This is a genomic window from Mesorhizobium sp. BR1-1-15, from assembly GCF_020165475.1.
Lineage (GTDB): Bacteria > Pseudomonadota > Alphaproteobacteria > Rhizobiales > Rhizobiaceae > Mesorhizobium.
This window is the reverse complement of sequence record NZ_JAIUIF010000001.1, coordinates 168,558-193,742: the sequence shown is the minus strand read 5'-3', so window position 1 is coordinate 193,742 and position 25,185 is coordinate 168,558. Positions and strand designations below refer to the sequence as shown.

Annotated in this window: 26 protein-coding genes; 14 read left to right on the top strand and 12 right to left on the bottom strand. The window is 63.0% G+C overall.

Annotation, left to right across the window (positions count from 1 at the left end):
• The first annotated feature begins 38 nt into the window (after positions 1-38).
• The 4 genes from LB541_RS00975 to LB541_RS00960 all read left to right on the top strand — a co-directional run bounded on the left by LB541_RS00975 (position 39) and on the right by LB541_RS00960 (position 3,247).
• Positions 39-917, top strand: coding sequence for a branched-chain amino acid aminotransferase (locus tag LB541_RS00975; RefSeq protein ID WP_140494756.1), 879 nt, complete (start codon positions 39-41; stop codon positions 915-917).
• 172 nt (positions 918-1,089) lie between these two features.
• Entirely contained in the window at positions 1,090-1,692 is a 603-nt protein-coding gene (locus tag LB541_RS00970; protein WP_140567666.1) for a superoxide dismutase, read from the top strand.
• 157 nt (positions 1,693-1,849) lie between these two features.
• The gene (locus tag LB541_RS00965; RefSeq protein ID WP_140559431.1) at positions 1,850-2,287 is read left to right on the top strand and encodes a c-type cytochrome; all 438 of its coding nucleotides are present in this window, start codon (positions 1,850-1,852) and stop codon (positions 2,285-2,287) included.
• Between the two features lie 9 nt (positions 2,288-2,296).
• On the top strand, positions 2,297-3,247 hold the full coding sequence (locus tag LB541_RS00960) for a cytochrome c (protein WP_140559432.1): 951 nt from the start codon (positions 2,297-2,299) through the stop codon (positions 3,245-3,247).
• Here LB541_RS00960 and LB541_RS00955 read toward each other — a convergent pair whose 3' ends face one another.
• The 3 genes from LB541_RS00955 to LB541_RS00945 form a co-directional block, all read right to left on the bottom strand.
• Complete coding sequence (locus LB541_RS00955; protein WP_140494748.1) at positions 3,248-3,637, bottom strand: SET domain-containing protein; 390 nt, start codon at positions 3,635-3,637, stop codon at positions 3,248-3,250.
• Positions 3,638-3,797: 160 nt separating this feature from the next.
• A complete protein-coding gene (locus LB541_RS00950; RefSeq protein WP_140517957.1) occupies positions 3,798-4,424 on the bottom strand; it encodes a LysE family translocator in 627 nt (208 codons plus the stop codon).
• A gap of 67 nt (positions 4,425-4,491) precedes the next feature.
• A complete protein-coding gene (locus LB541_RS00945) occupies positions 4,492-6,606 on the bottom strand; it encodes a S9 family peptidase (protein WP_140567669.1) in 2,115 nt (704 codons plus the stop codon).
• A gap of 116 nt (positions 6,607-6,722) precedes the next feature.
• Here LB541_RS00945 and LB541_RS00940 point away from each other — a divergent pair, with 116 nt between their 5' ends.
• Together LB541_RS00940 and LB541_RS00935 are read left to right on the top strand one after the other, a co-directional pair.
• Positions 6,723-7,091, top strand: coding sequence for an SH3 domain-containing protein (locus tag LB541_RS00940; RefSeq protein ID WP_140520957.1), 369 nt, complete (start codon positions 6,723-6,725; stop codon positions 7,089-7,091).
• Between the two features lie 429 nt (positions 7,092-7,520).
• Positions 7,521-7,946, top strand: coding sequence for a MucR family transcriptional regulator (locus LB541_RS00935; protein WP_095089970.1), 426 nt, complete (start codon positions 7,521-7,523; stop codon positions 7,944-7,946).
• A 184-nt stretch (positions 7,947-8,130) separates the two neighbouring features.
• Here the strand turns inward: LB541_RS00935 and LB541_RS00930 are convergent, their stop codons facing one another.
• The 3 genes from LB541_RS00930 to LB541_RS00920 all read right to left on the bottom strand — a co-directional run bounded on the left by LB541_RS00930 (position 8,131) and on the right by LB541_RS00920 (position 9,343).
• The gene (locus tag LB541_RS00930; protein ID WP_140495047.1) at positions 8,131-8,559 is read right to left on the bottom strand and encodes a SufE family protein; all 429 of its coding nucleotides are present in this window, start codon (positions 8,557-8,559) and stop codon (positions 8,131-8,133) included.
• Between the two features lie 98 nt (positions 8,560-8,657).
• Positions 8,658-9,008: a DUF5330 domain-containing protein gene (locus LB541_RS00925; RefSeq protein WP_140517959.1), complete on the bottom strand. Its 351-nt coding sequence runs from the start codon at positions 9,006-9,008 to the stop codon at positions 8,658-8,660.
• A gap of 95 nt (positions 9,009-9,103) precedes the next feature.
• Complete coding sequence (locus tag LB541_RS00920) at positions 9,104-9,343, bottom strand: hypothetical protein (RefSeq protein ID WP_140520734.1); 240 nt, start codon at positions 9,341-9,343, stop codon at positions 9,104-9,106.
• Between the two features lie 198 nt (positions 9,344-9,541).
• On the opposite strand from LB541_RS00920, the gene LB541_RS00915 reads away from it, so the two are divergent.
• The 3 genes from LB541_RS00915 (at position 9,542) to LB541_RS00905 (ending at position 12,445) form a co-directional block, all read left to right on the top strand.
• Entirely contained in the window at positions 9,542-11,287 is a 1,746-nt protein-coding gene (locus tag LB541_RS00915) for a sensor histidine kinase (protein ID WP_224617620.1), read from the top strand.
• On the top strand, positions 11,262-12,026 hold the full coding sequence (locus LB541_RS00910) for a peptidoglycan-binding protein (protein ID WP_140878927.1): 765 nt from the start codon (positions 11,262-11,264) through the stop codon (positions 12,024-12,026). The genes LB541_RS00915 and LB541_RS00910 overlap by 26 nt, the downstream gene beginning before the upstream one ends.
• Positions 12,027-12,097: 71 nt before the next feature.
• Positions 12,098-12,445 (top strand): DUF1491 family protein, encoded by a 348-nt coding sequence (locus LB541_RS00905; RefSeq protein ID WP_140494737.1) that lies wholly within the window; start codon positions 12,098-12,100, stop codon positions 12,443-12,445.
• Here LB541_RS00905 and LB541_RS00900 read toward each other — a convergent pair.
• The 6 genes from LB541_RS00900 to LB541_RS00875 all read right to left on the bottom strand — a co-directional run bounded on the left by LB541_RS00900 (position 12,423) and on the right by LB541_RS00875 (position 20,095).
• Positions 12,423-13,454 (bottom strand): hypothetical protein, encoded by a 1,032-nt coding sequence (locus LB541_RS00900; protein WP_140672001.1) that lies wholly within the window; start codon positions 13,452-13,454, stop codon positions 12,423-12,425. The genes LB541_RS00905 and LB541_RS00900 overlap by 23 nt on opposite strands.
• A gap of 450 nt (positions 13,455-13,904) precedes the next feature.
• On the bottom strand, positions 13,905-14,474 hold the full coding sequence (locus LB541_RS00895) for a DUF1254 domain-containing protein (protein ID WP_140520729.1): 570 nt from the start codon (positions 14,472-14,474) through the stop codon (positions 13,905-13,907).
• Positions 14,467-15,051, bottom strand: coding sequence for a DUF1214 domain-containing protein (locus tag LB541_RS00890; protein ID WP_140520728.1), 585 nt, complete (start codon positions 15,049-15,051; stop codon positions 14,467-14,469). The genes LB541_RS00895 and LB541_RS00890 overlap by 8 nt, the downstream gene beginning before the upstream one ends.
• A 133-nt stretch (positions 15,052-15,184) precedes the next feature.
• Positions 15,185-17,338, bottom strand: a complete 2,154-nt coding sequence (locus LB541_RS00885) for a transglycosylase domain-containing protein (RefSeq protein ID WP_224617618.1) — start codon at positions 17,336-17,338, stop codon at positions 15,185-15,187.
• A 206-nt stretch (positions 17,339-17,544) separates the two neighbouring features.
• The gene (locus LB541_RS00880; protein WP_140517963.1) at positions 17,545-18,477 is read right to left on the bottom strand and encodes a dimethylarginine dimethylaminohydrolase family protein; all 933 of its coding nucleotides are present in this window, start codon (positions 18,475-18,477) and stop codon (positions 17,545-17,547) included.
• A gap of 28 nt (positions 18,478-18,505) precedes the next feature.
• Positions 18,506-20,095, bottom strand: coding sequence for an amidohydrolase (locus LB541_RS00875; protein ID WP_181167194.1), 1,590 nt, complete (start codon positions 20,093-20,095; stop codon positions 18,506-18,508).
• Positions 20,096-20,170: 75 nt separating this feature from the next.
• Between LB541_RS00875 and LB541_RS00870 the strand changes: the two genes are divergently transcribed.
• The 5 genes from LB541_RS00870 (at position 20,171) to LB541_RS00850 (ending at position 25,160) form a co-directional block, all read left to right on the top strand.
• Positions 20,171-21,067, top strand: coding sequence for a LysR substrate-binding domain-containing protein (locus LB541_RS00870; protein WP_140494716.1), 897 nt, complete (start codon positions 20,171-20,173; stop codon positions 21,065-21,067).
• Between the two features lie 156 nt (positions 21,068-21,223).
• Positions 21,224-22,318 (top strand): ABC transporter ATP-binding protein, encoded by a 1,095-nt coding sequence (locus LB541_RS00865; protein WP_140494713.1) that lies wholly within the window; start codon positions 21,224-21,226, stop codon positions 22,316-22,318.
• Between the two features lie 69 nt (positions 22,319-22,387).
• The gene (locus LB541_RS00860; RefSeq protein WP_140494711.1) at positions 22,388-23,500 is read left to right on the top strand and encodes an ABC transporter substrate-binding protein; all 1,113 of its coding nucleotides are present in this window, start codon (positions 22,388-22,390) and stop codon (positions 23,498-23,500) included.
• Between the two features lie 16 nt (positions 23,501-23,516).
• The gene (locus LB541_RS00855) at positions 23,517-24,350 is read left to right on the top strand and encodes an ABC transporter permease (protein WP_140559435.1); all 834 of its coding nucleotides are present in this window, start codon (positions 23,517-23,519) and stop codon (positions 24,348-24,350) included.
• A gap of 3 nt (positions 24,351-24,353) precedes the next feature.
• The gene (locus LB541_RS00850) at positions 24,354-25,160 is read left to right on the top strand and encodes an ABC transporter permease (RefSeq protein ID WP_140580854.1); all 807 of its coding nucleotides are present in this window, start codon (positions 24,354-24,356) and stop codon (positions 25,158-25,160) included.
• Positions 25,161-25,185: the final 25 nt, after the last annotated feature.

Sequence of the window (25,185 nt, the reverse complement as noted above, 5' to 3'; positions counted from 1 at the left end):
ATGCTGCAACACGAGATTGATCGGAACGGGACAAAGCAATGACACTGGCGGCTGCCGCACTTTCCGCGACATGGACTTTCGTCGACGGCGACTGGTACGAGGGCAATGTCGCCGTTTTGGGCCCGCGCAGCCACGCAATGTGGCTCGGCACCAGCGTGTTCGACGGCGCCCGCTGGTTCGAGGGTGTCGCTCCCGATCTTGACCTTCATGCCGCGCGCGTGAATGCCTCGGCGATCGCGCTCGGTCTCAAGCCTTCGATGACGGCCGAGAAGATCGTCGGGCTGACCTGGGACGGATTGAAGAAATTCGATGGCAAGACGGCTGTCTATATCAGGCCGATGTATTGGGCCGAGCACGGCGGCTATATGGGCGTGCCGGCCGATCCCGCCTCGACCCGTTTCTGCCTGTGCCTCTACGAATCGCCGATGATCTCGCCGACCGGCTTTTCCGTGACGGTTTCGCCGTTCCGGCGCCCGACTATCGAAACCATGCCGACCAACGCCAAGGCCGGCTGCCTCTATCCCAACAATGGCCGCGCCATCCTCGAAGCCAAGATGCGCGGCTTCGACAACGCCCTGGTGCTCGACATGCTGGGCAACGTCGCCGAGACCGGAACCTCGAACATCTTCCTGGTCAAGGACGGCCACGTCCTGACGCCGGCGCCGAACGGCACCTTCCTGTCGGGCATCACCCGCTCGCGCACGATGACGTTGCTTGGCGAGTACGGGTTCAAGACCACGGAAAAGGCGCTGTCGGTGCGTGAATTCCTCGAAGCGGATGAGATTTTTTCGACCGGCAACCATTCCAAGGTCATTCCGATCACGCGCATCGAGGACCGCAGCCTGCAGCCCGGGCCGGTGGCCAAGAAGGCGCGGGAGCTCTATTGGGATTGGGCGCATTCGACGTCGGCGGGCTGATCCGTCCAGGCTTTTCGTCGCAATGCGCCCGGTTTCCGGAAACTGTGTGACAGTTCTCCGGAACCCGCTTAGAAAGAGCACCCGGCGCTTCACTTTTCGGAGTTGTCCGAACCCAATCCAGACCTATCTTAGTCCGGTATCGACACCGGATTTCCTTGAGGGAGTACCTTCCATGGCTTTTGAATTGCCCGCTCTGCCTTACGACTATGAGGCCTTGCAGCCCTACATGTCGAAAGAGACGCTGGAATATCACCACGACAAGCACCACAAGGCCTATGTCGACAACGGCAATAAGCTTGCCGCCGAAGCCGGCCTTGGCGATCTGTCGGTAGAAGAGGTGGTCAAGCAGTCGTTCGGCAAGAATGCCGGCCTCTTCAACAATGCCGCCCAGCACTACAATCACATCCATTTCTGGAAGTGGATGAAAAAGGGCGGCGGCGGCAACAAGCTGCCGGGTGCGTTGCAGGAGGCTTTCGACAGCGATCTGGGTGGCTACGACAAATTCAAGGCCGACTTCATCGCCGCCGGCACGACCCAGTTCGGTTCCGGCTGGGCCTGGGTTTCGGTCAAGGATGGCAAGCTGGCGATCTCGAAGACGCCGAACGGCGAGAATCCCCTCGTCCATGGCGCGGCGCCGATCCTCGGCGTCGATGTCTGGGAGCACTCCTATTACATCGACTATCGCAACGCCCGGCCGAAATATCTCGAGGCCTTCGTCGACAGCCTGATCAACTGGGATCATGTTCTCGAACTCTACGAAAAAGCGAAAGCCTGATCGAGATTCAGAAAGCCCCGGCACCCCCGGGGCTTTTCTTTTTCTGTGCCGAGATCCCACAGCAAAGGTCTGCAAAATCGTCGGGGGAAGGGAATATTCCTCCCGCCACGTCCGTTAACGTCCTGTCCCGAAATGCCCTCATCATGGAGCTAATTGAATGAGAAAGCTTGTCGTCGCCATCTCTATGCTCGCGTTCGCCGGTTCGGCGGCCTTTGCCGACCCGATCCTCGACCGCCAGGCCCTGATGAAGGAACGCGGGAAGATCGTCGGCGGCCTGTCGAAAGTGGTCAAGGGTGAGGAGCCCTTTGATGCCGCCGCAGTACTGACTGCGCTGCAGGCGCTCCAGGCGAACGCGGAAAAATTCGACGCCGACGTCCTGTTCCCGGCGGGCAGCGACACGGGCGACACCACGGCGGCGCCGAAGATCTGGCAAGACATGGCCGGTTTCAAGGCGACAGAAGACAAGTATCTTGCCGACGTCAAGGCCGCGGTCGCCGCGGCCCCAGCCGACGTGGATTCCCTGAAGACGCAAATCGGCGTCATCGGCTCCGACTGCGGCACCTGCCACAAGGGCTACAGGGTCAAGAAAGGCTAATCGCCGGCCATGGCATGGCTGAGGAAGTTTGTCGGCGCCGCACTCGTGCTCGGCGGCGTCGGCGCGGTTGCCGCGTGGACGCTTTCGGCGCCGGTGAAGCTCGATGCGGAAACCCTGGCCAAGCTCGCGCCTGGTGACGCGGCCAGGGGCAAGCGCATTTTTTATGCCGGCGGCTGCACCTCCTGCCATGCAAAACCCGGTTCGAAAGGCGATGAGCGGCTCGAACTTGTCGGCGGCCTTGAACTCAAGACTCCGTTTGGCACGTTTGTGCCGCCCAACATTTCGCAAGACCCCAAGGACGGCATCGGCGCGTGGTCGGCCGAGGATCTCGCCAATGCCATGCTGAAGGGTGTCTCGCCGTCGGGCGAGCATTTCTATCCGGCATTTCCCTATACGTCCTACGCGCGCATGAAGCCCGCCGACATTGCCGATCTCTATGCCTTCCTGAAGACGCTGCCGGCGGTTGCCGGCCGAGCGCCGGCCAATTCATTGAGTTTCCCGTTCAACATCCGTCGCGGTATCGGCTTGTGGAAACGGCTCTATCTCAGCGAGCAGCCTGTTGTGTCCCTGCCCGAAGGCGCGCCTGGTCCTGTGATTGCCGGTCGCTACCTGGTCGAGGGACCGGGTCATTGCGGCGAATGTCACACACCGCGTGACCTTGCGGGGGGGACAAAGAAGAGCGAGTGGCTGGCTGGAGCCACAGCCGCCGAAGGCAGCGGCATCGTCCCCAATATCACCTCCGGGGAGGGCGGCATCGGCGACTGGTCGCAGGCCGATATCGCCAACTATCTCGAAACCGGCTTCACGCCCGATTTCGATTCCGTTGGCGGGGCCATGGTCGACGTGCAGAGGAACATGGCCGAACTGGCGCCCGAGGACCGCGCGGCGATCGCGGCCTATCTCAAGGCGGTTCCGCCGCATCCGAACGGCTATCCGGCGCGCAAAAAACCGGCGAGCTGACTACGGGTGGCGATCGCCCAGGAAGTCGAAGCCCGCCGCGAAGAAATGATTGTAGTTGCAGGTCAGTTCCTCGCCGGCCGCGATGTCGCGCAACGCAAAGCTTTCCTCCGGCGAGGATACGTCGCAATTCGGCTCGTCGGCGTGGTTCATGTAGCGTGCATCGTCGGCCTCGAAGACGATGTAGTTCGGATCTCGCCTGTCCGGATAGGCATAGCGATCGAGATAGCTCTTCACCGGTCCTGTCTGGCTCTCATAGGTCTCGACCTCGATGAGCCGGTCGAATCTCGGATCCAGCTTCCAGATCATCGTGCCGCGGGAAATGGGATTCTTGGCAAAGACACCAATGCCCTGGATGGGGGATTTGTCGAGATAGACGTCGACGAGCAGCATGGCAGGCCCTTGTGCGATTGTGGGCTGTCATGGCCCGGGACAAAACGCGCCTTGGGTAGCGCGCGGGCATCGCAATTGCGAGCGAAAACCAGCAACACGGAATTCAAAAACCAATGATTGCCCGGCTCGCCGAGAAGGCCGCGCCGGTCACCGTTTCGCGTCAGCGCTGCTGAAGCGCCAGCCGCACGCCCAGGCCGCAATAGATGCCGCCGACAATCTTGCCCTGCCATTTTAACACCGTGGGATTTCGACGCAGGAAAGTGCCAAGCCCGCCTGCGCTCACCGCGAAAACCACTGTGCTGAAGAGGCCCAGCAGAACAAAGATGATCCCCAATACCGCCAGTTGGAGCATGACCGATCCGTTTTCGGGCCGGACGAACTGTGGCAGGAACGCGAGGAAGAAAAGCGCCGTCTTGGGGTTGAGCATCTCAGTCAGTATGGCTTGCCGAAACGCCTTGCCCGCTGAGATTGGGAACCTGCCGGCGGCGAGATCGGCCGGCGTCTTTTCCATGATCGCGCGAATGCCGAGATAAACGAGATATGCCGCACCGAGATACTTCACGGCGCTGAACAACACCGCCGATGCGGCGACGATCGCCGAGATGCCGACCATGGCCGTGAAGGTGTGAAACACGTCGCCGGCCGCGATCCCTGCGCCGGTTGCGATGCCGGCTTTGGTTCCCGAACTCGTTGCCCGCGCGACCGTCAGCAGCGTGGCGGGGCCGGGAATAAACACAAAACCGAGCACCACGGCGACATAGGTGGTCAATGTGGCCAGGTCGATCATTGCTCGCATCCTCCTCGGCGTTCGTCGCCGATCAAGTCACGCCAGGGGCCGAAGGGCAATGACCGCTTCAGCCCTGCGGCCCTGTTGCCTTGCCTGTCACTCTCAAGGCGAATGAATATGTGTAGGCGATCTCCTCCAGCCGGGAAAACCGGCCGGACGCGCCGGCATGGCCCGATTCCATGTTGATCTTGAACAGGACCGGATTGTCGCCCGTCTTGCGCTCGCGCAGCCGCGCCACCCATTTGGCCGGTTCCCAATAGGTGACGCGCGGGTCAGTGAGACCGGCTAGCGCCAGGATCGGTGGATAGCCGAGCGCGGCGACATTGTCATAGGGCGAGTAGGCGGCGATCGTCCGGTAATCGTCCGCCGACGCGATCGGATTGCCCCATTCAGGCCACTCCGGCGGGGTCAGCGGCAGGCTGGCGTCGAGCATGGTGGTGAGCACGTCGACGAAAGGCACCTCGGCAACGATGCCGCCGAAACAGTCCGGCGCCATGTTGGCGACCGCGCCCATCAGCATGCCGCCGGCGGATCCACCTTGCGCGACGATGCGGTCATGCACAGTGTAGCGTTCGGCGACCAGATGGCGTGCACAGGCGATGAAATCGGTGAAAGTGTTCATCTTGTGCGCCCGCTTGCCGTCATCGTACCAGCCATAGCCCTTGTCCTTGCCGCCGCGGACGTGGGCGATTGCAAAGACAAAGCCGCGGTCGACCAGCGAGAACCAGTTGGTGTTGAAGGCCGCCGGCACCGTGATGCCATAGGAACCGTAGCCGTAAAGCAGGCAAGGCGCGGAGCCGTCCAGCGGGGTATCGCGGCGGTACAAGAGCGAGACCGGCACCAATTCGCCATCAGCCGCGGGCGCCATCAGCCGACGCGTGACATAGCGCTCCGGGTCGTGGCCGGACGGCACCTCCTGGGTCTTGAGCAACACGCGCTCGCGGGTGCGCATGTTGTAGTCGAAGACCTGCGCCGGCGTCGTCATCGATGAATAGGTGAAGCGCATGATCTCGGTGTCGTATTCCAGGGATCCCGACAGGCCGAGCGAAAACGCCTCCTCGTCGAAGGAGATCAGGTGTTCCTCGCCGGTTGCACGGTCGCGCACGACGATGCGCGGCAGGCCCTCCTTGCGCTCCAGCCTGACCATATGGTTCTTGAAGCCGATCACCGACAGGATCAGCCGGCCGGCCTCGTGCGGAACCAGTTCCTGCCAGTTGGCGCGGATCGGATCGCTCGCCGGCGCCGTCATGATCTTGAAGTCCTTGGCCCCATCGGCGTTGGTCAGGATGAAGAAAATGTCGCCGCCTTCCTCCATCTCGTATTGAAGACCGGTCTCGCGCGCCGCCACCAGCTTCGGCTCGCCAAACGGCTCGCCCGCGCTCAGCAGCCGGTATTCCGATGTCTCGTGGTCGTTGATGGCAACCATGATCCATTCATTGGAGCGCGTGCCGCCGACATTCATGAAGAAGCCGGGATCATTTTCCTCATAGATCAGCCGGTCGCTTGCCGGATCCTGCCCAAGCGCATGGAACAGCACCTTGGAGGGACGGTGGTTGGGGTCGAGCCGGGTGTAGAAAAACCCGTCATTGGCGGCGTTCCACACCCCCGAACCGCCGGTGTCTGGAACCGTGTCCGCGAGTTCCTTGCCGTCGGAGAGGTCGCGCACCCGAAGCGTATAGAATTCGGAGCCCTTGTCGTCGAACGCCCATAAAAGCTTGCCATGGTCGGCCGAATGATCGACGCCGCCAAGCCGGAAATAGGCCTTGCCTTCGGCCTCGGCATCGCCGTCGAGCAGGATATGCTGCGCGCCGCCGTCCCGCGGCATGCGGAAATAGCGCGGCTGCTCGCCGCCGAGTTTGAAGGAGGAGCCATACGCGTAGGGTCCGTCCTTCATCGGCACGGAAGAATCGTCCTCCTTGATGCGACCCTTCATCTCCTTGAACAGCCGCTTCCGCAAATCGGCCGTGTCGGCCATCAGTTTCGACTGGTAGGCGTTCTCGGCTTCGAGATGGGCGCGGATGCCCGCATCGAGCAATGCGGGGTCCCTGAACATCTCCTGCCAATTGTCGGCCCGCAGCCAGGAATAGTCGTCCGTTCGCGTGATACCGTGATGCGTGTCGAAAACCGGCCGCTTCTCGGGCGTTGGCGGGGTGACATCCGGGAATGCAGAAGTTTTGGTCATTGCGTCTCGCTTTGGAAATGTCCTGAATGGCCAATGAACACGCCGATCAGCGCGGGTTCAAGAGCCGGGTCTTATTGCTGCGCCGGGCTCCAGAAAGCGGGCCGGGAGGAGAAATAATGTATATCTATGCTCGCACCGTCGCGGCTCTCGCCGTCGTTTCCGCAACTATGGCCATCGCCGGCCAATCTCATGCGACCGTATTCGCCGCTTGGCAAGTGGCCAACGTGCCGTTCGGCGACACGCTCAACGTGCGCAAATATCCCTCGGGCACGTCCCAGAAACAGGCCGCATATCCGAACGGCACCGTTTTGCAGATGACCGGACGATGCACTGGCGGGACGAACCTGCTCGACATCGCCAATCAGCCGGCATGGAAGCAGCAGCAGGCGGTTCGCTATCGCTGGTGCGAAGTCTGGCATGATCCGGCGAAGAACGGCGGTTTTGTCACCGGGTGGGCCTATGGCAAATACATCGCCCCGTATTGAGTGATCCGAGCTGGTCGGCTGCACGACGCGTGAGGGCCGGCAATGGCCGAGGTGGGGCAACCTATGGTTTTGTGAAAGGGGGTGAGCAACCAAGATTGCCGGCGCGATCGCCAAGCAAAGCGAAGCACTCGGAGATGCTTTGTGAGTTAGCGCGAATGTAACGGTTAGCTAACGCTGCGTCACCGGTCGCTGGTTTCGCCTGGGAAATATCGAAAAATTACATCGTGCACGAAAGATTGAAGCTGATCCGAAAATATTTGATCAACATCGTTCAATATAGTGCAAGGATCGAATTGACTTACTTGCTAGGTAGGTTCATTGATGCCCCCGCGACACGAATCGCAGAAGCTCTGTCTGCACAAAATTCGTGCAATGCCTTGCCTGTAAAAAAGGGCGCACTAAACTAACTCTCGTTGGGGCCTGAAGACCATGGATATTGTCGAAACACCTTCCAGAAACAGCGACGCGCTGATCGAGCTGACCGCCGACGTGGTGGCCGCCTATGTCAGCAACAATCCCGTGCCGGTCGGCGAACTGCCGAACCTCATCTCCGATGTCCATGCTGCTCTCGGGCGTGTGGGCGGAACCGCCGAACAGCCGCCCGCCGACAAGCAGAAGCCGGCAGTGAACCCGAAGCGCTCGGTTCATGACGACTACATCGTTTGCCTTGAAGACGGCAAAAAGTTCAAGTCGCTCAAGCGTCACCTGATGACTCATTATGATCTGACGCCGGATCAGTATCGCGAAAAGTGGAACCTCGACCCGAGCTACCCGATGGTTGCCCCGAACTACGCGGCCGCCCGCTCCCAGCTCGCCAAGAAGATGGGGCTCGGCCGCAAGCGCAAGGCCCGCTAAGCATTTGCTGCCAGGTGAGTACACTTGGTATCGCAGAATGCGGCTCAAACGATAGATAGAGCCGGACGGAAGGTTCAACGATCGACATCGGCGCCTTCGGGCGCCGTTTTACTTTGCCGGCCGGGCCGGACAGCGCTGGTACCAGTGCGCGGTATGATGCGATCGGCTGATCGCGGAGGCGATATCAGGCCGTCTGCTCGAGTGCGGCCTCTGCGTCGCGCCTGATGCGCTTGACCATCGAACGAAGGCCGTTGGCGCGCTGCGGCGACAGGTGCTCGTCCAGGCCGAGCGCCTTCAGCGTCGCTTCCGCATCGATTTTCTGGATCTCGCTGGCGGTCTTGCCGGAGAACAGCGCCAGCATGATCGCCACCAGCCCGCGTACGATATGGGCGTCCGAATCGCCCCTGAAGGTGATGACCGGATCGCCGCCCGGTCCCCGTTCGGTGGTCAGCCAGACCTGGCTGACGCAGCCCGGCACCTTGTTGGCGGCGGTGCGTTCCTCATCCGGGAATGGCGGCAGCGCCTCGCCGAGTTCGATGACATAACGATAGCGGTCCTCCCATTCGTCAAGGAATGAGAAGTCGTCGCGGATCGTCTGGATCGTGGTCGTCATGACAGGGATATAGTCATCCACCGTCGCCGCGTCACGGAAAAACAAAAACACCGCGGGCGTCGAGAGGCAGACTGCCCGCGGTGCGCCGTCGAAACGGCTTAATTCTTTACCGGCAGGTTGACTGTCTCGGGCAAGACGACTTCTTCGGGAACGCTGCCGGTCATTGTGGAGATGTCGGGGCCTGCGGACTTGTCGTCCAGCATGGCGGCCGCGATCTTGGCTGTCTCCTTGGCCCTTGCGGTGATGGTGTGCATTGCCGACTTGCCGGTCTCACAGACATCGGGCTTGCGTTCGCAAATACCGGCGATGTCGCCGACCGCGTCGCGGGCTGCGAACAGGGCCTGGATCGGTCCTACGCTTTCCTGGCCCGGCTCGCCGGGACCGACGCCCAGCGGCAGTGCCAGCAGCACCAGCGAAAACCAGAAAGCCATTCTCATCAGGAAGAACATGCTCGCCTCTTGTCGTGACCGGATCATGCAGCCATGAGCATGACCTCTTTTGTGGGCGGGATATTGGCACACAGGCGCAAAGGACGGCTTGCGGGTTAGCCGAGAATTTTCTTCAAATTTGAGGCAAATTCGAAACGAAGCGTTTTGCTGTCGATTTGTCTCAGATTGGAACCATTTTTCTTATCATCCATCAGCCATATATTCCTTTGTTTCTGTTGCGTTTTCCACAAAATCAGGCGGTCGGTGCGCTGCGGCTGGCCACGCTGCGGGCGGCCCCTGCGGATAACCCTCCGTTTACTATGGTGGCATTTGCCCGCCTTTTCGGGCGCTCCCATCCCGATATTCGCCGTGGGCCGGGCCTTGGGTCGGCCCTGCCTTATCCATTCTTTAAAGGCTGGGTGCGAGTTTCAGAGTCAATCAAAACGATCTGCAAAAGCAGAGCTGTTCACGACGAGTGCGGGTGCGTTGAGTTGATGCCGATCAAGGCCAGATACGTTGAATTGCCTGGGGCAATGGCCGCCGGTTGTGAACGTATGGTCCATCCCTCCATTCTTGGGCTGGACGACCGCGAGCGTCAGCGTCGCTTTATCGGCGCCATGCTGGCCGCTCCGTTCTTTGCCGCCGGTGCCGCGGTCACGCTCGTCACGTCAGGCATGGGCGCAGCCGTCACCGTGGCCGCCATCTTCGCGGCCTTTGGTCTTTGCTGGTTCATCGCCTTGCTGGTGGCCGCGACCGGCAGGATGGATCTGGCCGGCCGGGCCGCGCTGGCGATCGCGGGACTTGCGCTCGCCGGTCTTGTTGCCGCTGCCGGCGGGCTGAGCTCTCCGGTCGCGATGCTTTTCGTGGCGCTGCCGTTCGAAGCCTGGTGGATCGGCGCCTCGCGCCGCGCAGCGCTGTGGGGAGCCGTCTGCGCCGTCGTCGCCATTCTGTTGCAGCCTGTGACGGCAACCGTCCTCCCGCACGCCGCGGTGCCGATCGCCGCGTGGCACTGGCTGCTGCCATTGGCCTGGGCGCTGACGCTGGTGCCGCGTATATCGGCGGTTCGCAACACGGCGGCTGCGGCCGACGTAGGGGACACCGGCGATCGTCTGGAAGACATGATCGACGCGGTGGTCCTGCGCGTCGCCCGCCATGGCGAGGTTATCGATGCCTCGGCAAAGGCGCGTACGCTGTTGAAGCTGCCCCCGCAACTGCTTTGCGGAACCGGGCTTTTCGATCGCGTGCATCTCTCGGATCGCGTCTCCTATCTCAGTGCCTTGGCCGACATGCGAGACGGGGCGCTGTCGCGCAGGCTGGAGTTGCGCGTCAGGCTGCCGCAGGACGGCAATGGACAGAATGGCAATGGCGCGGCAGACAACTATCGGCCGTTTTCGCTCGAACTGATGCGCGCTCAGGAGCAGGGCGACGTTTTCACGCTTGTGCTGCGCGAGAACGACGAGGTCGCCCGGTTGCGCGAAGACCTCGGCGCCGCCAATGACGCGGCCGCCGCCGCCGAAGTGGCGAAAGGGCGCTTCCTGGCGGTGGTGAGCCACGAACTGCGCACGCCGCTCAATGCCATCATCGGATTCTCCGACATGCTGCTGCACGAGATGTTCGGCGCCTTCAAGGATCCACGGCAGAAGGAATATGTCGGCCTGGTGCGCGATTCCGGCCAGCATCTGCTTGCCGTCGTAACCTCCATTCTCGACGTGTCGCGGATCGAATCGGGCGTCTATGCGACCGAACCGGAGCCATTCCGCTTCATGGAAGCTGTCGACATGTGTCAGCAGATGATGCGGCTCCAGGCGCAGGCCAAGAACATCGATCTCAAGGCGCAGATCGCGCCGGACGCCGGCGAAATCAACGCCGACCGGCGCGCCGTGCAGCAGATCCTCATCAATCTCGTCTCGAATGCGATCAAGTTCACGCCCGATGGCGGCGATGTCGTCGTCGGCGCCAAGCGGATCGGTTCGCGCCTGCATTTCTGGGTGCGGGACACCGGCATCGGCATCGCCGAGGAAGATTTCGCCAATCTCGGCAAGCCGTTCATGCAGATCCAGAACGACTATACCCGTCGTTTCGAGGGGACCGGCCTTGGCCTGTCGCTGGTCAAGGGACTGGTGGCGCTGCACGAAGGCACCATGTCGATCGAAAGCATGCCGGGCGAGGGCACCACGGTCACCATCGGCCTGCCGGTGAACGGGCCGAAAGGGCGGCCGGCGGACAAGGCCGGGGTGCTGACGATGCCGCTGGCCAGGGCGAAAGGGGACGGAAATGGCGCGCTCCGCAAAACAGCCTAAGGCGGCCAAGCGCCGCAGCAACGCCTTCCAGGACGGAGCCGTCGCCATCGGCGGCATGATTTCGCGCAATCCCGTCCTGGCGGGAGGGTCGACGGCATTCCTGGTGACGCTGTTCTACGTTTCGGCGAATGCGCTGTGGTACCAGCCTTTTCCGCATGCCGGCGCCTTCTTCGCGACCCGCAGCATGCAGGGCGTTCCGCACGCGGCCGCTGATGAGCCGGAGACCACCTTCAACATCGTGCGGCCAGGTACCGCGCCGGCGCCGGTCAAGGGCGATCCGGTGGTGGAGCAGGTGCAGGGCATATTGAAGGATCTCGATTTCTACGCCGGCACGGTCGACGGCATTTCCGGACCCAACACGCGCAAGGCGATCCAGGCCTATCAGCAGAAGGTTGGGCTCAACACGTCCGGCGAGATCGACGCGCTGCTGCTCGATCAGCTGGGCGCGACCCCGAAAACCCCCGCCGTGCCGAAACCGCAACCGCGTCCCGAAGTGTCGCAGGCGGTTCCAGTGTCGCTGCAGACCGATACGGCTTCCCAAGCGCCGGATCCTCGCATTGTCAAGATACAGGCCGGGCTCAAGGCCTTCGGCAATGACGACATGCAGCTCGACGGCGTCGTCGGCGCCCGTACCAAGGCGGCCATCAAGGAATTCCAGTCGCTGTTCGGCCTGCCGCAGACCGGCGAGCCCGACGAACTGGTCTATGTCAAGATGCGCGAGATCGGCCTGACCAACTGACGGCGCAAACAACGGCTCGCCCAGCGGTGTAAATACCGATAGATAGCCCGCATGCTGTCCGGACTTTTCTCATGCGCGTGACCACGGATCTGTGGGTATCGGCCCTGTTGCGTCGGGTTTTCGGCGCGGGCGGATTTGCCGCCGTGGTCAAACGCGGCGCGACCGAAGCCGGCGCCGTGTTCGTTCTGACGCGGAGCCGGCTTGGTGAAATCGCTCTCTATGGGCCGGCGCCACAGACGAGCTACGATTCGGCCAAGCCCGACGACCGTTTCTTTAGCCTTCTCGCCACCGCCGCCGATGCTTCGGTGCTGGACGCCAGGCTGGAACGCGAGAAGAAATTCGATCCCGACATCTGGGTGGTTGAGATCGAGGCCGGCGCTGTTCCTGTCGAGGAGCTTATTTCCGTGAAGATGTCCTGAGGCCAGGGAAGGCCGCTGCATCGTCACTGTTCGACGCCTCGCGGCTGGCGCTGTTGGTGGGGGCGGCGTCGCGAACCACATCGGACAGGGTCACGGCCTTCCATTCCCGCACCTTGTCCAGCGCCGCGTCGCGGTGCAGGAGCCGGTAGCGATCGAGGAAGGTGCGGATCGCCTGCGGATGCGGAAACTCGCGGGAGTAGACGGCAACCGTGATCAGGAATGCCCGGTCCTCGCTGAGGTCGAGCGAGCGCAGCGCCGCCAGCAGCGGCATGTAATTCTGGTTCGCCGTCAGCAACCTGGCCGTCGAGAAATCGATATCGAGCGCATCGGCGAGCGCGGTCTGGAAGAAGGCGGCGTTTCCGGTCAGCGCCGTCTCGCGCAATTTGGCATAGGTGTCGGCTCCGGTGAACGGATCGACCTGCGCCGCCTGCGCCTCCTCGCCGGTCCGCATCATGGAGCGCAGTCTGCGCCGCGCATTTTCGGCACCAACGCCCGGCGTCTGCTGCTTCGCCACGCTGTCGGCGGCCGGCGCCTTCGAGGGAGCGGTTTGTGCCGGAGAGGCTTCCGCTTCCGGATCGCGCACCCGCACCAGCGTCGGCCTTTCCAGTGCCCTGATCAGATCGGCGATAGTCGGATTAAGGTTCTTGCGGCGCGCGATCGCGCGCGCATGCGGCAGTCCGTGCCGGCCGATCAGCGCAATGAGGTCGATGTCACTGACTGCGCGCGAGCGGATGAGCAAGGGGGCGGCGATGCCCACCGGCTCCTCGCACAGGCGCCGCACCAGCCCGGCCGGAGCATATTCGCATTCAGAGAGGGCCGCCGCCACGTAGCGGCGCGATTCGGCGGACACGTTGTCGAACAGCGGCAGCGTCAGATCTTCGAGCTGGCCAATTTCACGGCGGGATGGCCGGGTGAGCGAGCAGAACGCAGACACCGCTGCGCGGAACAGCCTTTCGGCCTTTCCTGATTCCGTCCTTGCCGCGATTTGCCTGAAGTCCGAAGATGACACGAGGGATACGCCCGATACTCTATACACGCTTGACCATGCTCGGAACCATGTCGGTTTCGCGATTGCCAAAAACAAAGATCAAGTTAGCTGGGATCCGTTAGCGCTCCGTTAACCCTCTGCCGGCCTTAATGATATTTGGAGGCGTTGCGTTGTGCTCCGGGGCAACCGAGAGGAATACGCGAACCATGGGCATGGTACTGTCTTTCGTGCCGAGAACGGCACCGACCAATCGAGCAAAGCAAACCACCGAAATACCGGCGGCGGTGATCATCTTTCCTGGCATCCGCTATGAGCGGTCCGCCGCGGGGGAGGCGCGGCCTGCCGGCCCTGACAAGCCGGGATCGCCGCGCACGCCAGTGCCGCACCACTGAACGTTCTTGAGGCCGAGGCGGGAATCATCCCTGCGGCACCGCTGTTGATTGTTCTGATGCGGATTGTTCGGGCCGCGGTCTAAAAGTCCTGCAGCTCGCACGAACTCTGCTCCAGAAAGCGCGACACGATCGACTTCCAGCTGTCGTCCGGCACGAAGCTGCGGATGACGAATATGCCCTCGTCGATCGGCGCTTCGACGAAGATCGCTCCCTGAAGCTCCTCGGGAAGGTCCCTGCGTATGTCGATCATCTGCGCCGGCGTCAGCACCACGGCATCCAGCTTGCCCCCGGTCGCCGTGTGGTCGTTGAATGAATAGATGTTGTGGCCGTTGCGGTCATAGACAGACACCGACCAGAAGGGCACATTGCCCGGCGCCCTGATCCTCACCATTCCCTCATCGAGGTCGAACCGGCAAGCCGTCGCATAAAACAGCGGGTCGACCGATTTCACCACCGGCGCGCCGCCCGCCTCCGCATCGAGCCGGGTCATCCGGTAGAGATCCGACGTCATCGACAGCCGCGACCAGGCATCGCGTTCCGAGAATTCAGGCACCAGAAGCAGCACGACGATATGCACGATGCCGGCGCCGACGAGGCCGAGCAGGACGGCATGTAGAAGTCTGCGCGTCGCGGCATAGACACTACGCATCGCAGCCGACCTTGGTGATCTTGGGCAGCGAAACGTCCGACAGGCCGGTGCTGCTGGCGATCGGCGTGTCGTAGAATGTCAAAACGAAATACATCCTGCCGGAACCGTCGGTCAGCAGCCAATTGCCGGGCATCGGGTGATGGCCGACGGAAATGAGCACCGAATTATCGGATTGGCGCAGCACGCCATAGGATTGAAGCGCGGCAAGCCGCGATTTGCCGGTCTCGACCACGCCGAGCGATTGGTCGGCGGCGTAGAGGGTCCAGAATCGGGCGGTCGGAAATCCGCCTTCGATCGTGTAGGTACATTCGCGCCTGAGTTCTCCGCCAGCTGCGTCCTCCTCGGCGACAAAGGACAGCCCTTCGGCGCGGCCGAGCGCGAGCACGCCCTCGCGCGCCACGCGGGCCTTGGAATAGGGGTCGGCTGCGGGTGTGCCGATATCGGGAAAGGCGGTCCACTGGCCGATCCTGATCGCCCCGACGCCGTCCTGCATTTTCAGCGCATACCAGACGCTGGCGCCGCCGCCGCCGATGGCTATGGCAAGCGAAAGCAGCGTCAGGAAGGCGTTCTTGAGCATGAAAGGCCGGGCGCATGAAGAATTGCCGCTCGGGGATATCGCGGCGCGGGGTCGTGTGGCAAGCCGCAGGACGCGGATTCGCAAGGTGCGGCTTTTCCTTCTTCCAGAAGACAGAAGGGAAAAGGCGCCGCGATCACAGCGCCGAGAGCGTTTCGGGCGGAGCCGATGCGCCGAGTCTGCGCGCCGTTTCGAACAGGTGGGTCATGTCCCTGAGCGTCTGTGTCGTCCGGCTGGACAGCACCGGCGGCCGTTCCGCGGCGGCATCGGCCGCTGCCTGTTCCTCGCTCTTCTTCTGCGCTTCCGCGGCCTTGGCCGCGATCTCCTCGTCGACGAAGGGCTTGTCGATGCCAGGGATAGGCTTGAGGTCGATGTTCTGATGCGCATAGACCATGAGCCGCTGCCACACCATCGCCGGCAGCGAGCCGCCAGTCATGTTCTTGGTCGGCGTGAAATCGTCGTTGCCCAGCCAGACGGCCGCCGTGTAGTTGCCGGTGAAGCCGACGAACCACGCATCGCGGTAGGATTGCGTCGTGCCGGTCTTGCCGGCGACGACGATGTTGGGGATCTGCGCGCGCCTGGCGGTACCCATCGCCGGTACCGCGACAAGCATGGTGTTCATCGATTTCAGCGCCTGCTCGGACAGCACGCGATGCGGCGGCGGCGCATCCTTGGCGAAATCGTAGACCACCTCGCCGGTGCGGGTGACGAGCTGCGTGATCCCATGCCTGGAGCCGACAAAGCCGTTCTGCGCGAACACGCTGTAGCCCGTCGCCTGGTCCATCACTGTCATGCCCGAGGTGCCGAGCACCATGGTCTTGTGCGCTTCGAGCGGCGATTCCACGCCGAACGATTCCGCCATCGCCTTGATCGGCCCGATACCGAGATAATCCTTGGCAAGCCGCACGGGCACGGTATTGATCGACTTGGCCATGGCCACGATGAGCGGAACCTTGCCCGCCGGCTCGCCGCCGTAATTGTGCGGCGACCAGCTGCCCCAGCTGATCGGCCCGCCCGATACGATCGAATTCGGCGTAAAGCCGTGCTCCATAGCCGTTGCATAGACATAGGGCTTGAAGGAGGAACCGGTCTGGCGCAGCGCCTTGGTGGCGCGGTTGAACTGGCTGGCGCCATAGTCGCGGCCGCCGACGATCGCGCGCACCGCGCCGTTGGTCTCGATGACCACCACGGCCCCTTCGGTGACGTTGTACTCCTTTCCGAACTGGCGCAGGTGGAACTCCACCGACTCTTCCGCCGCCTTCTGGATGTTGGCGTCGAAGGTGGTGTGCGCCACCAGCGAGTGCTGGCCGGGCTTGGCGATCTTCTTGACCTCGTCGAAGGCCCAGTCGAGGAAATAATCGGGGCTCTTCTGTTCGCCGCGGTCGACGACATCGGCCGGATGCAGTCTTGCCTGCAGCACCTGGCCCTCGGTCATGAAGCCGGAATCGACGAGATTGGACAGCACCACATTGGCGCGCGCGCGCGCGGCCGGCAGGTTGATGTGCGGCGCGTATTTGGTTGGCGCCTTGAACAGGCCTGCAAGCATCGCCGCCTCGGCGAGATTGAGGTCCTTGACGCTCTTGCCGAAATAGAAGTCCGCCGCCGCCTCGATGCCGAACGTGCCGCCGCCCATATAGGCGCGGTCGAGATAGAGCTGCAAGATTTCCTTCTTCGACAGATTGGCTTCGAGCCACAGCGACAGGAAGGCTTCCTTGATCTTGCGCTCGAAGGTGCGCTCATTGGTCAGGAACAGGTTCTTGGCCAGCTGCTGCGTGATGCTGGAGCCGCCCTGGACGACCGAGTTTGCCCGCACATTTTCGAAGATTGCGCGCGACAGGCCGAGAACGTCGATGCCGTAATGGTCGAAGAAGCGCCGGTCCTCGGTGGCAAGCACCGCCTTGATGACGTGGTCCGGCATTTCGTCGACCGGCACGGAATCGCGCTGGATGATGCCGCGCTGGCCGATCTCGTCGCCATAACGGTCGAGGAAGGTAACGGCGAAGTCGCCCTGGGCGCGCCAGTCGCCGGCCGTGTCCTGGAAGGCGGGAATAGCCAGCGCCAGCATGACGACGATGCCGCCGGCGCCAAGCGTGAAACCTTCGCTCAACAGCTCGACGATGCCACGGCGCCAGCCGTTGACGCGAAAGCGCCGCGAGAAAATCGTCGCGCCCTCCCAGAACTGGCGCGCCTTGAACCCGATCTCGTAGAGAGAGGAATCGATCCATGCGTCGAGCGCCAGCAGCCGAGCGGCGATCGCACCTCTTCTCTTGCGTGGTTCAGGACTGACCATTCAAAAACCCGGACGGCTATGGCACGGCCTGAAAACCAAGCGGGCAGTTTCAGGGCGACGCCGCCCTGACTATTCATCCATTTGCGGACGCCCACAAGGGTGGCGAGGACACACCTGCGGGGTTTGTTGATGGGGGCGGTTACAAACCGCCATTCACCCGCCTGACGCTGATCAGGCCGGCGAAGATGGGGGTTGCCGTTCCGGGCTCAGGCCGCCTCGCGCTTCAGCGCCTGCGCCATGCAGTGGATGCCGCCGCCGGTCTTGGAGATCTCGCTCATGTCGACGGCCGCCACCTCGAAGCCGCGCGCCTTGAGTTGACCGATCAGCGACTGGCTGGATGTCGGCGCGATCACCCTGTCCTTGCCAAGCGACATGAAGTTGCAACCGAGCGCCATCGTGTCCTGGAACGGCACGTCGATGATCTCGTGCCCTTTGCCCTTCAGCCAGTCGACGATCCCCGGCTCGGTGCAGGCGAGGCAGACGGCGGTGAGTTTTTCGGCGATCGGCACCACCATCAGGTCGATATGGACATAGTACTCGTCGATGAAGGCGATGCGTGTTTCCCAACCTTCTTTTTCGAACCAGGCCTGCACCTGCCGGGCGCCTTCTTCCTGCGTGCGGGCGCCGCCGCAGCCGATCAGCACAACGCCGTCCTCGATGACGTTGAAATCGCCGCCCTCGAAGGTGCCTGCGGTGACCATGTCGTAGATCGGGATACCGAGTTTTTCATAGGTGCGGATGGCGGCGTAATTCTCGCCGCGCCGCCACCAATTGGCCATGGCGGTGATGATGGCGCCGTAGGGCGTCATTACGCTGGAATCGCGGGAGTAGACCTGCATCGGCAGCTCCGGCGTCGGCTCGTGCCAGTGGATGTTGACGCCGAAATGCTCGTAGGCCGCGACCAGATCCTTGTGTTGTGCCTGCGCGATCTGGATGTTGCAGGGCGCCTCGCGCAGGTGCTTGCGCGACAGGGAGCTGGTCGAGAGATGGCGCAGGAAATTGGGCGAGCCGAGCAGCACATCGGTCAAGACGTCGGTCTCGTTGGCGAAACCCCATGATGTCAGCGGCTTGGTGCCGCCGGCTGGGTTGCGGCGCTGCAGCGAAAACGGCTCGGCGATGATGCGGTCATGAACGGTCATGCGGTTCTCCTCGTATGGGCGTTTGCGGTCATTGCTTGCTTGGTATCCACCAGTCGCGGCCGCGCGGCGTGGTGACATATTCCGGCCAGCGGAAGTTGATGGGCGGATCGTAGTCGCAGAGCGGGGCGATCCAGGTCGAACCGCCAATGCCGCCGCCGGTTCGGGTGACGAACTCGTCCATCGCCATGTCGCGCGCGGCCTTGTCTTCCAGCAGGCGAAGGGCGGATAGCGCGACGGTCTTCGCCGCGCAGATGACCATCGGGTCGATGGTCGCCGGGATGCCACCCAGCGCGTTCATCGCCCAAGCTGGAAAAACATGACCGTTTGCCGAACGCAGGGCAGGGCGGGCGACATAGAAACGCGCCGTCGGCGTGTGCCAGCTCATGTCGGTGTAGTCGTCCGAGGTCGAGTTCACCTGCGACGGCGGCAGGTCGCGGCGCAGGATCGCCTCTGCCTCCTGTGGTGCAATCAGCCGCTCCAGCTCGTCGATGAAGGGGTTTTCGCTCGCCACCCCACCGGCATTGACCTGGATCTCGCGGGCGATCTTCTTCGCCGCCTCGTCCCAGCGGGGCGGGCCGACGCTCGCCAACGCCTCATAGGCGATCCCGGCCATGGCATGATTGGCCAGCCCCGGCCGCGACTTCGAAACCCAGTGCCGTTCGTAGCGGCAGCCGCTGATCGCGGCGGCGGCCGAGGCGTTTCGGTCGAGCACGGCGGTGACCTGCTCGGCCATGGCGATGGTCGGAACACGGATCATGTACTGGATCTCGGCAAGGCCTGCCGGCAGATTGTCGGCGGTGGCCTGGCCCGCCGTCAGGATCGCCTCGCTGATCGACCAGCCGCCCTGGTGCGGCAGCATGGAATCGCGCAGCGCCTTGGAGGCTATGTACATCGTCATCAGCGCGTCGTTGGCGCCGGGCGCGCGAACCGCCGAATGTGCCTGCGGGATCGGGGCGCCGTCGCCGGCGGCGCGTGCCCAATTCTCGGGCTCATCGCAGATGAAGCGATAGATCATCGCGTAGGCAGCGCCGCAATGGGTGTCCCAGCGCGCAGTGTTGCAGAGCGGCAGCATGTAGAAGGGATGGAAGGAGATCATGCCGGCAAGGCCGTCATAATAGCCTTTGGCTGCATGGATCGGTTTCGAGCCGCGCACCTTCTCCGCCGGCTCGCCGGTGAAGCGCAGCGTGCCTGCAATGCCGTGGCGCTGCATGGCGGCCTTTGTGGCGAGCAGACCGCCCAGGCTGGCCATGCCCAGGCCCGAGTGCGGATCGGTATGGCCGCCGGCTTCGGAGCCGAGCCCTGGGCGGGGCCGCTTCACCGTGGCAGCGTCCTGGCAGTTGCCGGGCACGGCGTCATATTCGGCATACATGCCGATGGTCGGACCGTCTCCATTGGTCCAGTGGGCGCAGAAGGCCGTCGGCATGCCCGCGGAGCCTTCCTCGACCGCAAACCCCTCGCGCTTCAGCCGATCGACATACCAATCTGCCGACTGGTACTCGCGCCAGGCGGTCTCGCCGAAGTCGAAGATGGTGCGCGTCCAGGCCGACAGCAGCGGCTGGATGCCGTCGAGGCAGGCAAGAGCGGTTTCTTGCGCCGATGTCGTCACCGGTTTTTCCATGCGCCAAAGAAAGCAGTGAAGCGGCTTGCCAAAAAGTGATATGTTTTCCCGGTTCGTGCAAATTCGGTTCACCTCTTGAGAATTCCATCGACGCAGGCGCTGCGCGCCCTCGACAGTTTCGCCCGTCATGGCAGCGTCTGGCGCGCCGCCGACGAATTGCACCTCACCCGCAGTGCGGTCAGCCATCAATTGCGCTTGCTCGAACGCGACCTCGGCTTCGATCTGCTGGAGCGCATCGGCAAGGGCGTGGCCCTGACGCCGCGCGGCCAGCGCTATGCCGCGGACGTGCGCAAGGCGCTGACCGTGCTCGGCGACGCGGTGGCGCAAAACGCCGGCACCGGGGTCGGCGGCTCCTTCGCAGTCTCATGCACACCAGGCTTCGCCTCGCTGTTCTTGTGCACCCATATCGGCGAGTTCCGGCAGATGTATCCTGATGTGGCGCTGAGCATACTGACGCCCCGGCGGCTCGACGACGTCAGCAATCCGGACGCCGACGCCTTCATTGCCTTTGGCGTCGGCAACTGGCCGAACCGCGTGGTGGAACTGCTGTGCGATATCTCGTTCACGCCGCTCTGCAGCCCGACGCTACTCAACAAAGTGGGCGGCTTTTCCAAGCCCGCCGACGTCCTGCGCGCCAACCTGCTGCATCTTGGCGATACGGAGGACTGGGCGCGCTGGCTGGCGCTGGCCAAGGTCGAGAACCCCGACACCGAGGGCGGCATCTTCTTTTCCGACATGAACCTCGTTTTCTCGGCGGCGATTGCCGGCCAGGGCATCGCCATGGGGGACGAGCTGACCAGCCGTCGGGCGCTGAGTGAAGGCCGGCTGGTCAAGCCGTTCGAGACCTCGATCCCGTCGCCGCGTTCCTATTTCCTGGTTTCCGAGCACGCGAAGGCGGGTCACCCTGTGCTGGAGGCGTTTGGGGGATGGTTGAGATCGAAGCTATCGGAAAACAGGCTGCGGACATATTGAGATCAGCCGATCTCCCTACGAGGGGTGAAATCGGCGGCTCCAGCGTCGCCGGTATTCACCATAGATGAATCAAATTTGCCGATCCGGCGAAAACTATTCGGTTGCGGTGAGCCTTCGCGCTGCCTACGATTTCCCAGCCACCAAGGAAGAGGCAGGATGCAGCAACCCGGCCGGGCCGCAGAGATCAAGGCGAACGGGATCGGCAAGAGCTTCGGCTCGTTCCGTGCGCTGGACAATCTGACGCTCAATATCGGCCGCGGCGAGTTTTTGACGCTGCTTGGCCCCTCCGGCTCCGGCAAAACCACCTTCCTGATGATCCTGGCCGGCTTCCTGCAGCCCAGCGAGGGCCGCCTGTTCAGCGACGGCGTCGATATTACCGACCGGCCGGCCGAGCAGCGCGCCGCCGGCATGGTGTTCCAGGGCTATGCGCTCTTCCCGCATATGAGCGTCGAGCAAAACATCGCCTTTCCCCTCAAGGTGCGCAAGAAATCTGCCGCCGAAATCAAGCGTAGCGTCGGCGAGATGATAGAGCGCGTCGGTCTGCTCGGCCACGAGAAGAAGCTGCCGGCGCAGCTTTCCGGCGGCCAGCAACAACGCGTGGCGCTGGCCCGCGCGCTGGTGTTCGAGCCGGGCGTGCTTTTGCTCGACGAGCCGTTCTCGGCGCTGGACAAGAGCCTGCGCGGCCAGATGCAGGCCGAGATGAAGCGCCTGCACCAGGAGACCGGCACCACCTTCGTCTTCGTCACCCACGACCAGAGCGAGGCGCTGGCGCTGTCCTCGCGTGTCGCCATCTTCAACCATGGCAAATTGTTGCAGGTCGGAGCGCCTGACGAGGTCTATGACCGGCCCGCCAACCGCTTCGTCGCCGAGTTCCTGGGCGAGATCAATATGCTGCCGCTGAAGGGCGTGCGCGTCGCCGACCATGGCGCGACCGCGCTCTGCGAAGACCGGGCAATCAAGCTGCGCGGCAACGCCGAAGCAGTGGATGGCAATGCCATCCTGGCGATCCGGCCAGAACATATGTCGATAGCGCGCGAGGCGGCGGCAGGCGAGAACGGCATAGCTGCCACCGCGATCGGATCGACCTATCTGGGCGCGGCGACCAAACTCGACCTTACGACACGCCAAGGTGCGAAGGTGACCGTCTCTGTGCCGAACGAGGTCGCGGCCGCGGCACTCAGCAAAGGCAATTCCGTCTGGCTGACCTGGCCGGCGGAAAAGGGTTTCCTCCTTCCGGACGGAGGGCAATGAGCACCGGCGCGGCCTGAATTCGCCGCACCGGATTCCGGATTCGATCAACGAAAACAAAGGGGAACTAACATGAACGATACCAAGAAACAGGCCATCGAAACGCTCTCCGAAAGGACAAGGCGCGGTGAGATCTCGCGCCGGCAATTCACGCAACTTGCAGGCCTCGTGCTTGCCGGCACGCCGCTGCTGCTGCGCTCGACCAAGTCCTTCGCCGCCGCGAAGGAACTGGTGCTGGTCAACTGGGGCGGCGACGCCATCACGGCTTACGACGCCGCCTATGGCCAGGCTTTCACCAAGGACACCGGCATCACCGTCAAGATGGATGGCTCCGGCCCGACCGAAGGGGCCATCGCGGCACAATTTAAAAGCGGTGCGCCGACCTGGGATCTTGTCGACGTCGACCCGTTCTCGGCCATCACGCTTGGCGCGCAAGGCATGCTCGAGCCGATCGACTACACAATAGTCGACAAGAAGAAGATGCGGCCGGGTTTCGGCTGGGATTACGCCGCCTCGACCTATTTCTTCTCCTATGTGATCGCCTACGATTCGCAGAAATACGGCAGCAATGCCCCGACCGGCATGGCCGATTTCTTCGACGTGAAGAAATTCCCCGGCAAGCGCTCCCTCTACAAATGGGGCGTGTCGAGCTGGGAGGCGGCTCTTCTCGCCGACGGCATCGCGCCGGCGTCGCTCTATCCGCTCGACCTCAAGCGCGCGCATGACAAGATCGCCGCGTTCAAGGAGAACGTCGTCGCCTATTGGGGCGGCGGCGCGGAAAGCCAGAGCGTGTTGCTCAACGGCGAAGCCTCGATGGCGATCGTCTGGTCGACGCGAGCCTCGCTGATAGAGCAGGATTCGGGCGGTCAGATCAAGTTCATCTGGGACCAGGGCCTGATTTCGCCCGGCGCACTGGCCGTGTTGAAGAACAACCCCGGCGGCAAGGACGCGGCGATGAAGTTCATCGCCAGCGCGCAGGACCCTGCAAAGCAGCTTGTCATGTTCGACAAGCTCGGTCAGGGCCCGGCCAACCCGGCTGCCGACGCTCTGGTTCCCGCCGACAAGAAGCGCATCAACCCGGTCGATCCCGAGAACATGAAGAAGCAGATCCCGCTCGACATGGACTGGTACGCCAAGAATTACGGGGCGGCGCTGGACGAATATACCAAGATCATCTCCGCCTGACCGGCGCTGGGCTGACATGAGAGGCGTTCTCTCGGATAGGATGGGCGCGGCGCTGCTGATGGCGCCGCTGCTCCTGTTCCTTGGCCTCGCCTATGCCTGGCCGTTCCTCGGCGTGGTGAAGTGGAGCTTCACGCTGCCGACGCCGGGGCTTGGCCAGTACGGCGCGCTGATAACCGACCCGCTGGTACAGTCGGTGTTCGTCCGCACGCTGCGCATCGCGGCGATCGTCACCGTTGTGTCGGTTGCCGCTGCCTACGCCATCACCGTGGTCTGGGTGCGCGGCAGCCCGGCGCAGCGGGTGCTGGCCGAATTCTGCATCCTGGTGCCGTTCTGGATATCGGTGCTGACGCGCGCCTTCGGCTGGGTGGCGCTTCTCTCCAACCGCGGCCTGATCAACACCTGGCTGCAGTCGATCGGCTTCATTAGCGAACCGCTGACGCTGGTGCGCAACGAATTCGGCGTCATCGTCGGCATGACGCACTTCCTCATTCCTTTCGCCGTCTTTCCGCTGGCGTCTTCCATGCGCAGCCTCGACGAGCGTGTGCTGCTCGCCGCGCGCGGGCTGGGTTCCAGCCGCATGCGCACCTTCTGGACGGTGTTCGTGCCGATGACGCGCTCCGGCATCATCGGCTCCGCGCTGATCGTCTTCGTCTTCTCGCTCGGCTTCTTCGTCACGCCGGCGATCCTTGGCGGTGGCCGCAGCGTCATGATCGCCGAATTGATCTATCTCCGCATCTTCCAGAGCCCGGACTGGGGGCTGGGTGCTGCCATCAGCGTGGTGCTGGTGTTGTTCGTCGGCATCCTGATGGCGCTGCTCTTCCGCTACGTCAGACCGAAGCAATTGGTGTAGCCTATGCCGACCTATCGCCCCGGTCCCGTCTCGCTTGCCCTCGCCGTCATGGTGGCGCTGTTCCTGCTCCTGCCGCTGCTGGCCGTGATCCCGGTCTCGCTGACGCCCAGCCGGATGCTGGCGATGCCAACGGGCGAGTTGTCGCTGCGCCACTACCGCTCGCTGGTCGAGGATCCGCGCTGGCTCCAGTCCATCCTGCTCTCGATCAGGATCGGCATCGTCAGCAGTGTCATCTCGACGGTGCTGGCACTGTGCTTCAGCCTTGGCGTGTGGATGTTCCAGCCGCGCTTCACCGCGGCTCTGGTCGGCTTCGTGCTGTTGCCGATGGTGGTGCCGCCGGTGGTCTCGGCGGTGACGCTCTATTTCCTGCTCACCTCGATCTCCGGCGTCAGTTCCTTTTTCGGCTACGACACCTGGCTGGGTGTGGCCATGGCGCATTCGGTGATGACGGTGCCCTTCGCCACGGTGCTGATCCTGGTCTCCCTCAGCCAGCTCGACCGCCGTATCGACCTCGCAGCGCGTGGCCTTGGCGCCAGCGTCTGGGAGCGCGCCACGCGCATCATCATGCCCAACATCAAATTCGGCATCGTCACCGCGGCACTGCTGTCCTTCGTGCTCTCCTGGGAGGAAATCGGCGTCACGCTATTCATCACCTCGGTCAACGCCATCACGCTGCCCAGGCTGATGTGGATGGGTCTGCGCGACAATATCGACCCGGCGATCGCGGCACTTTCAGTGATCCTGATCGTCATCACCGTGCTGGTGCTTGCAGTGCGCAGCGTTGTGGTGCGGCTGCGTGGAGGACAATGACCGGGGGCCTGTCTGCCTCAGGGGA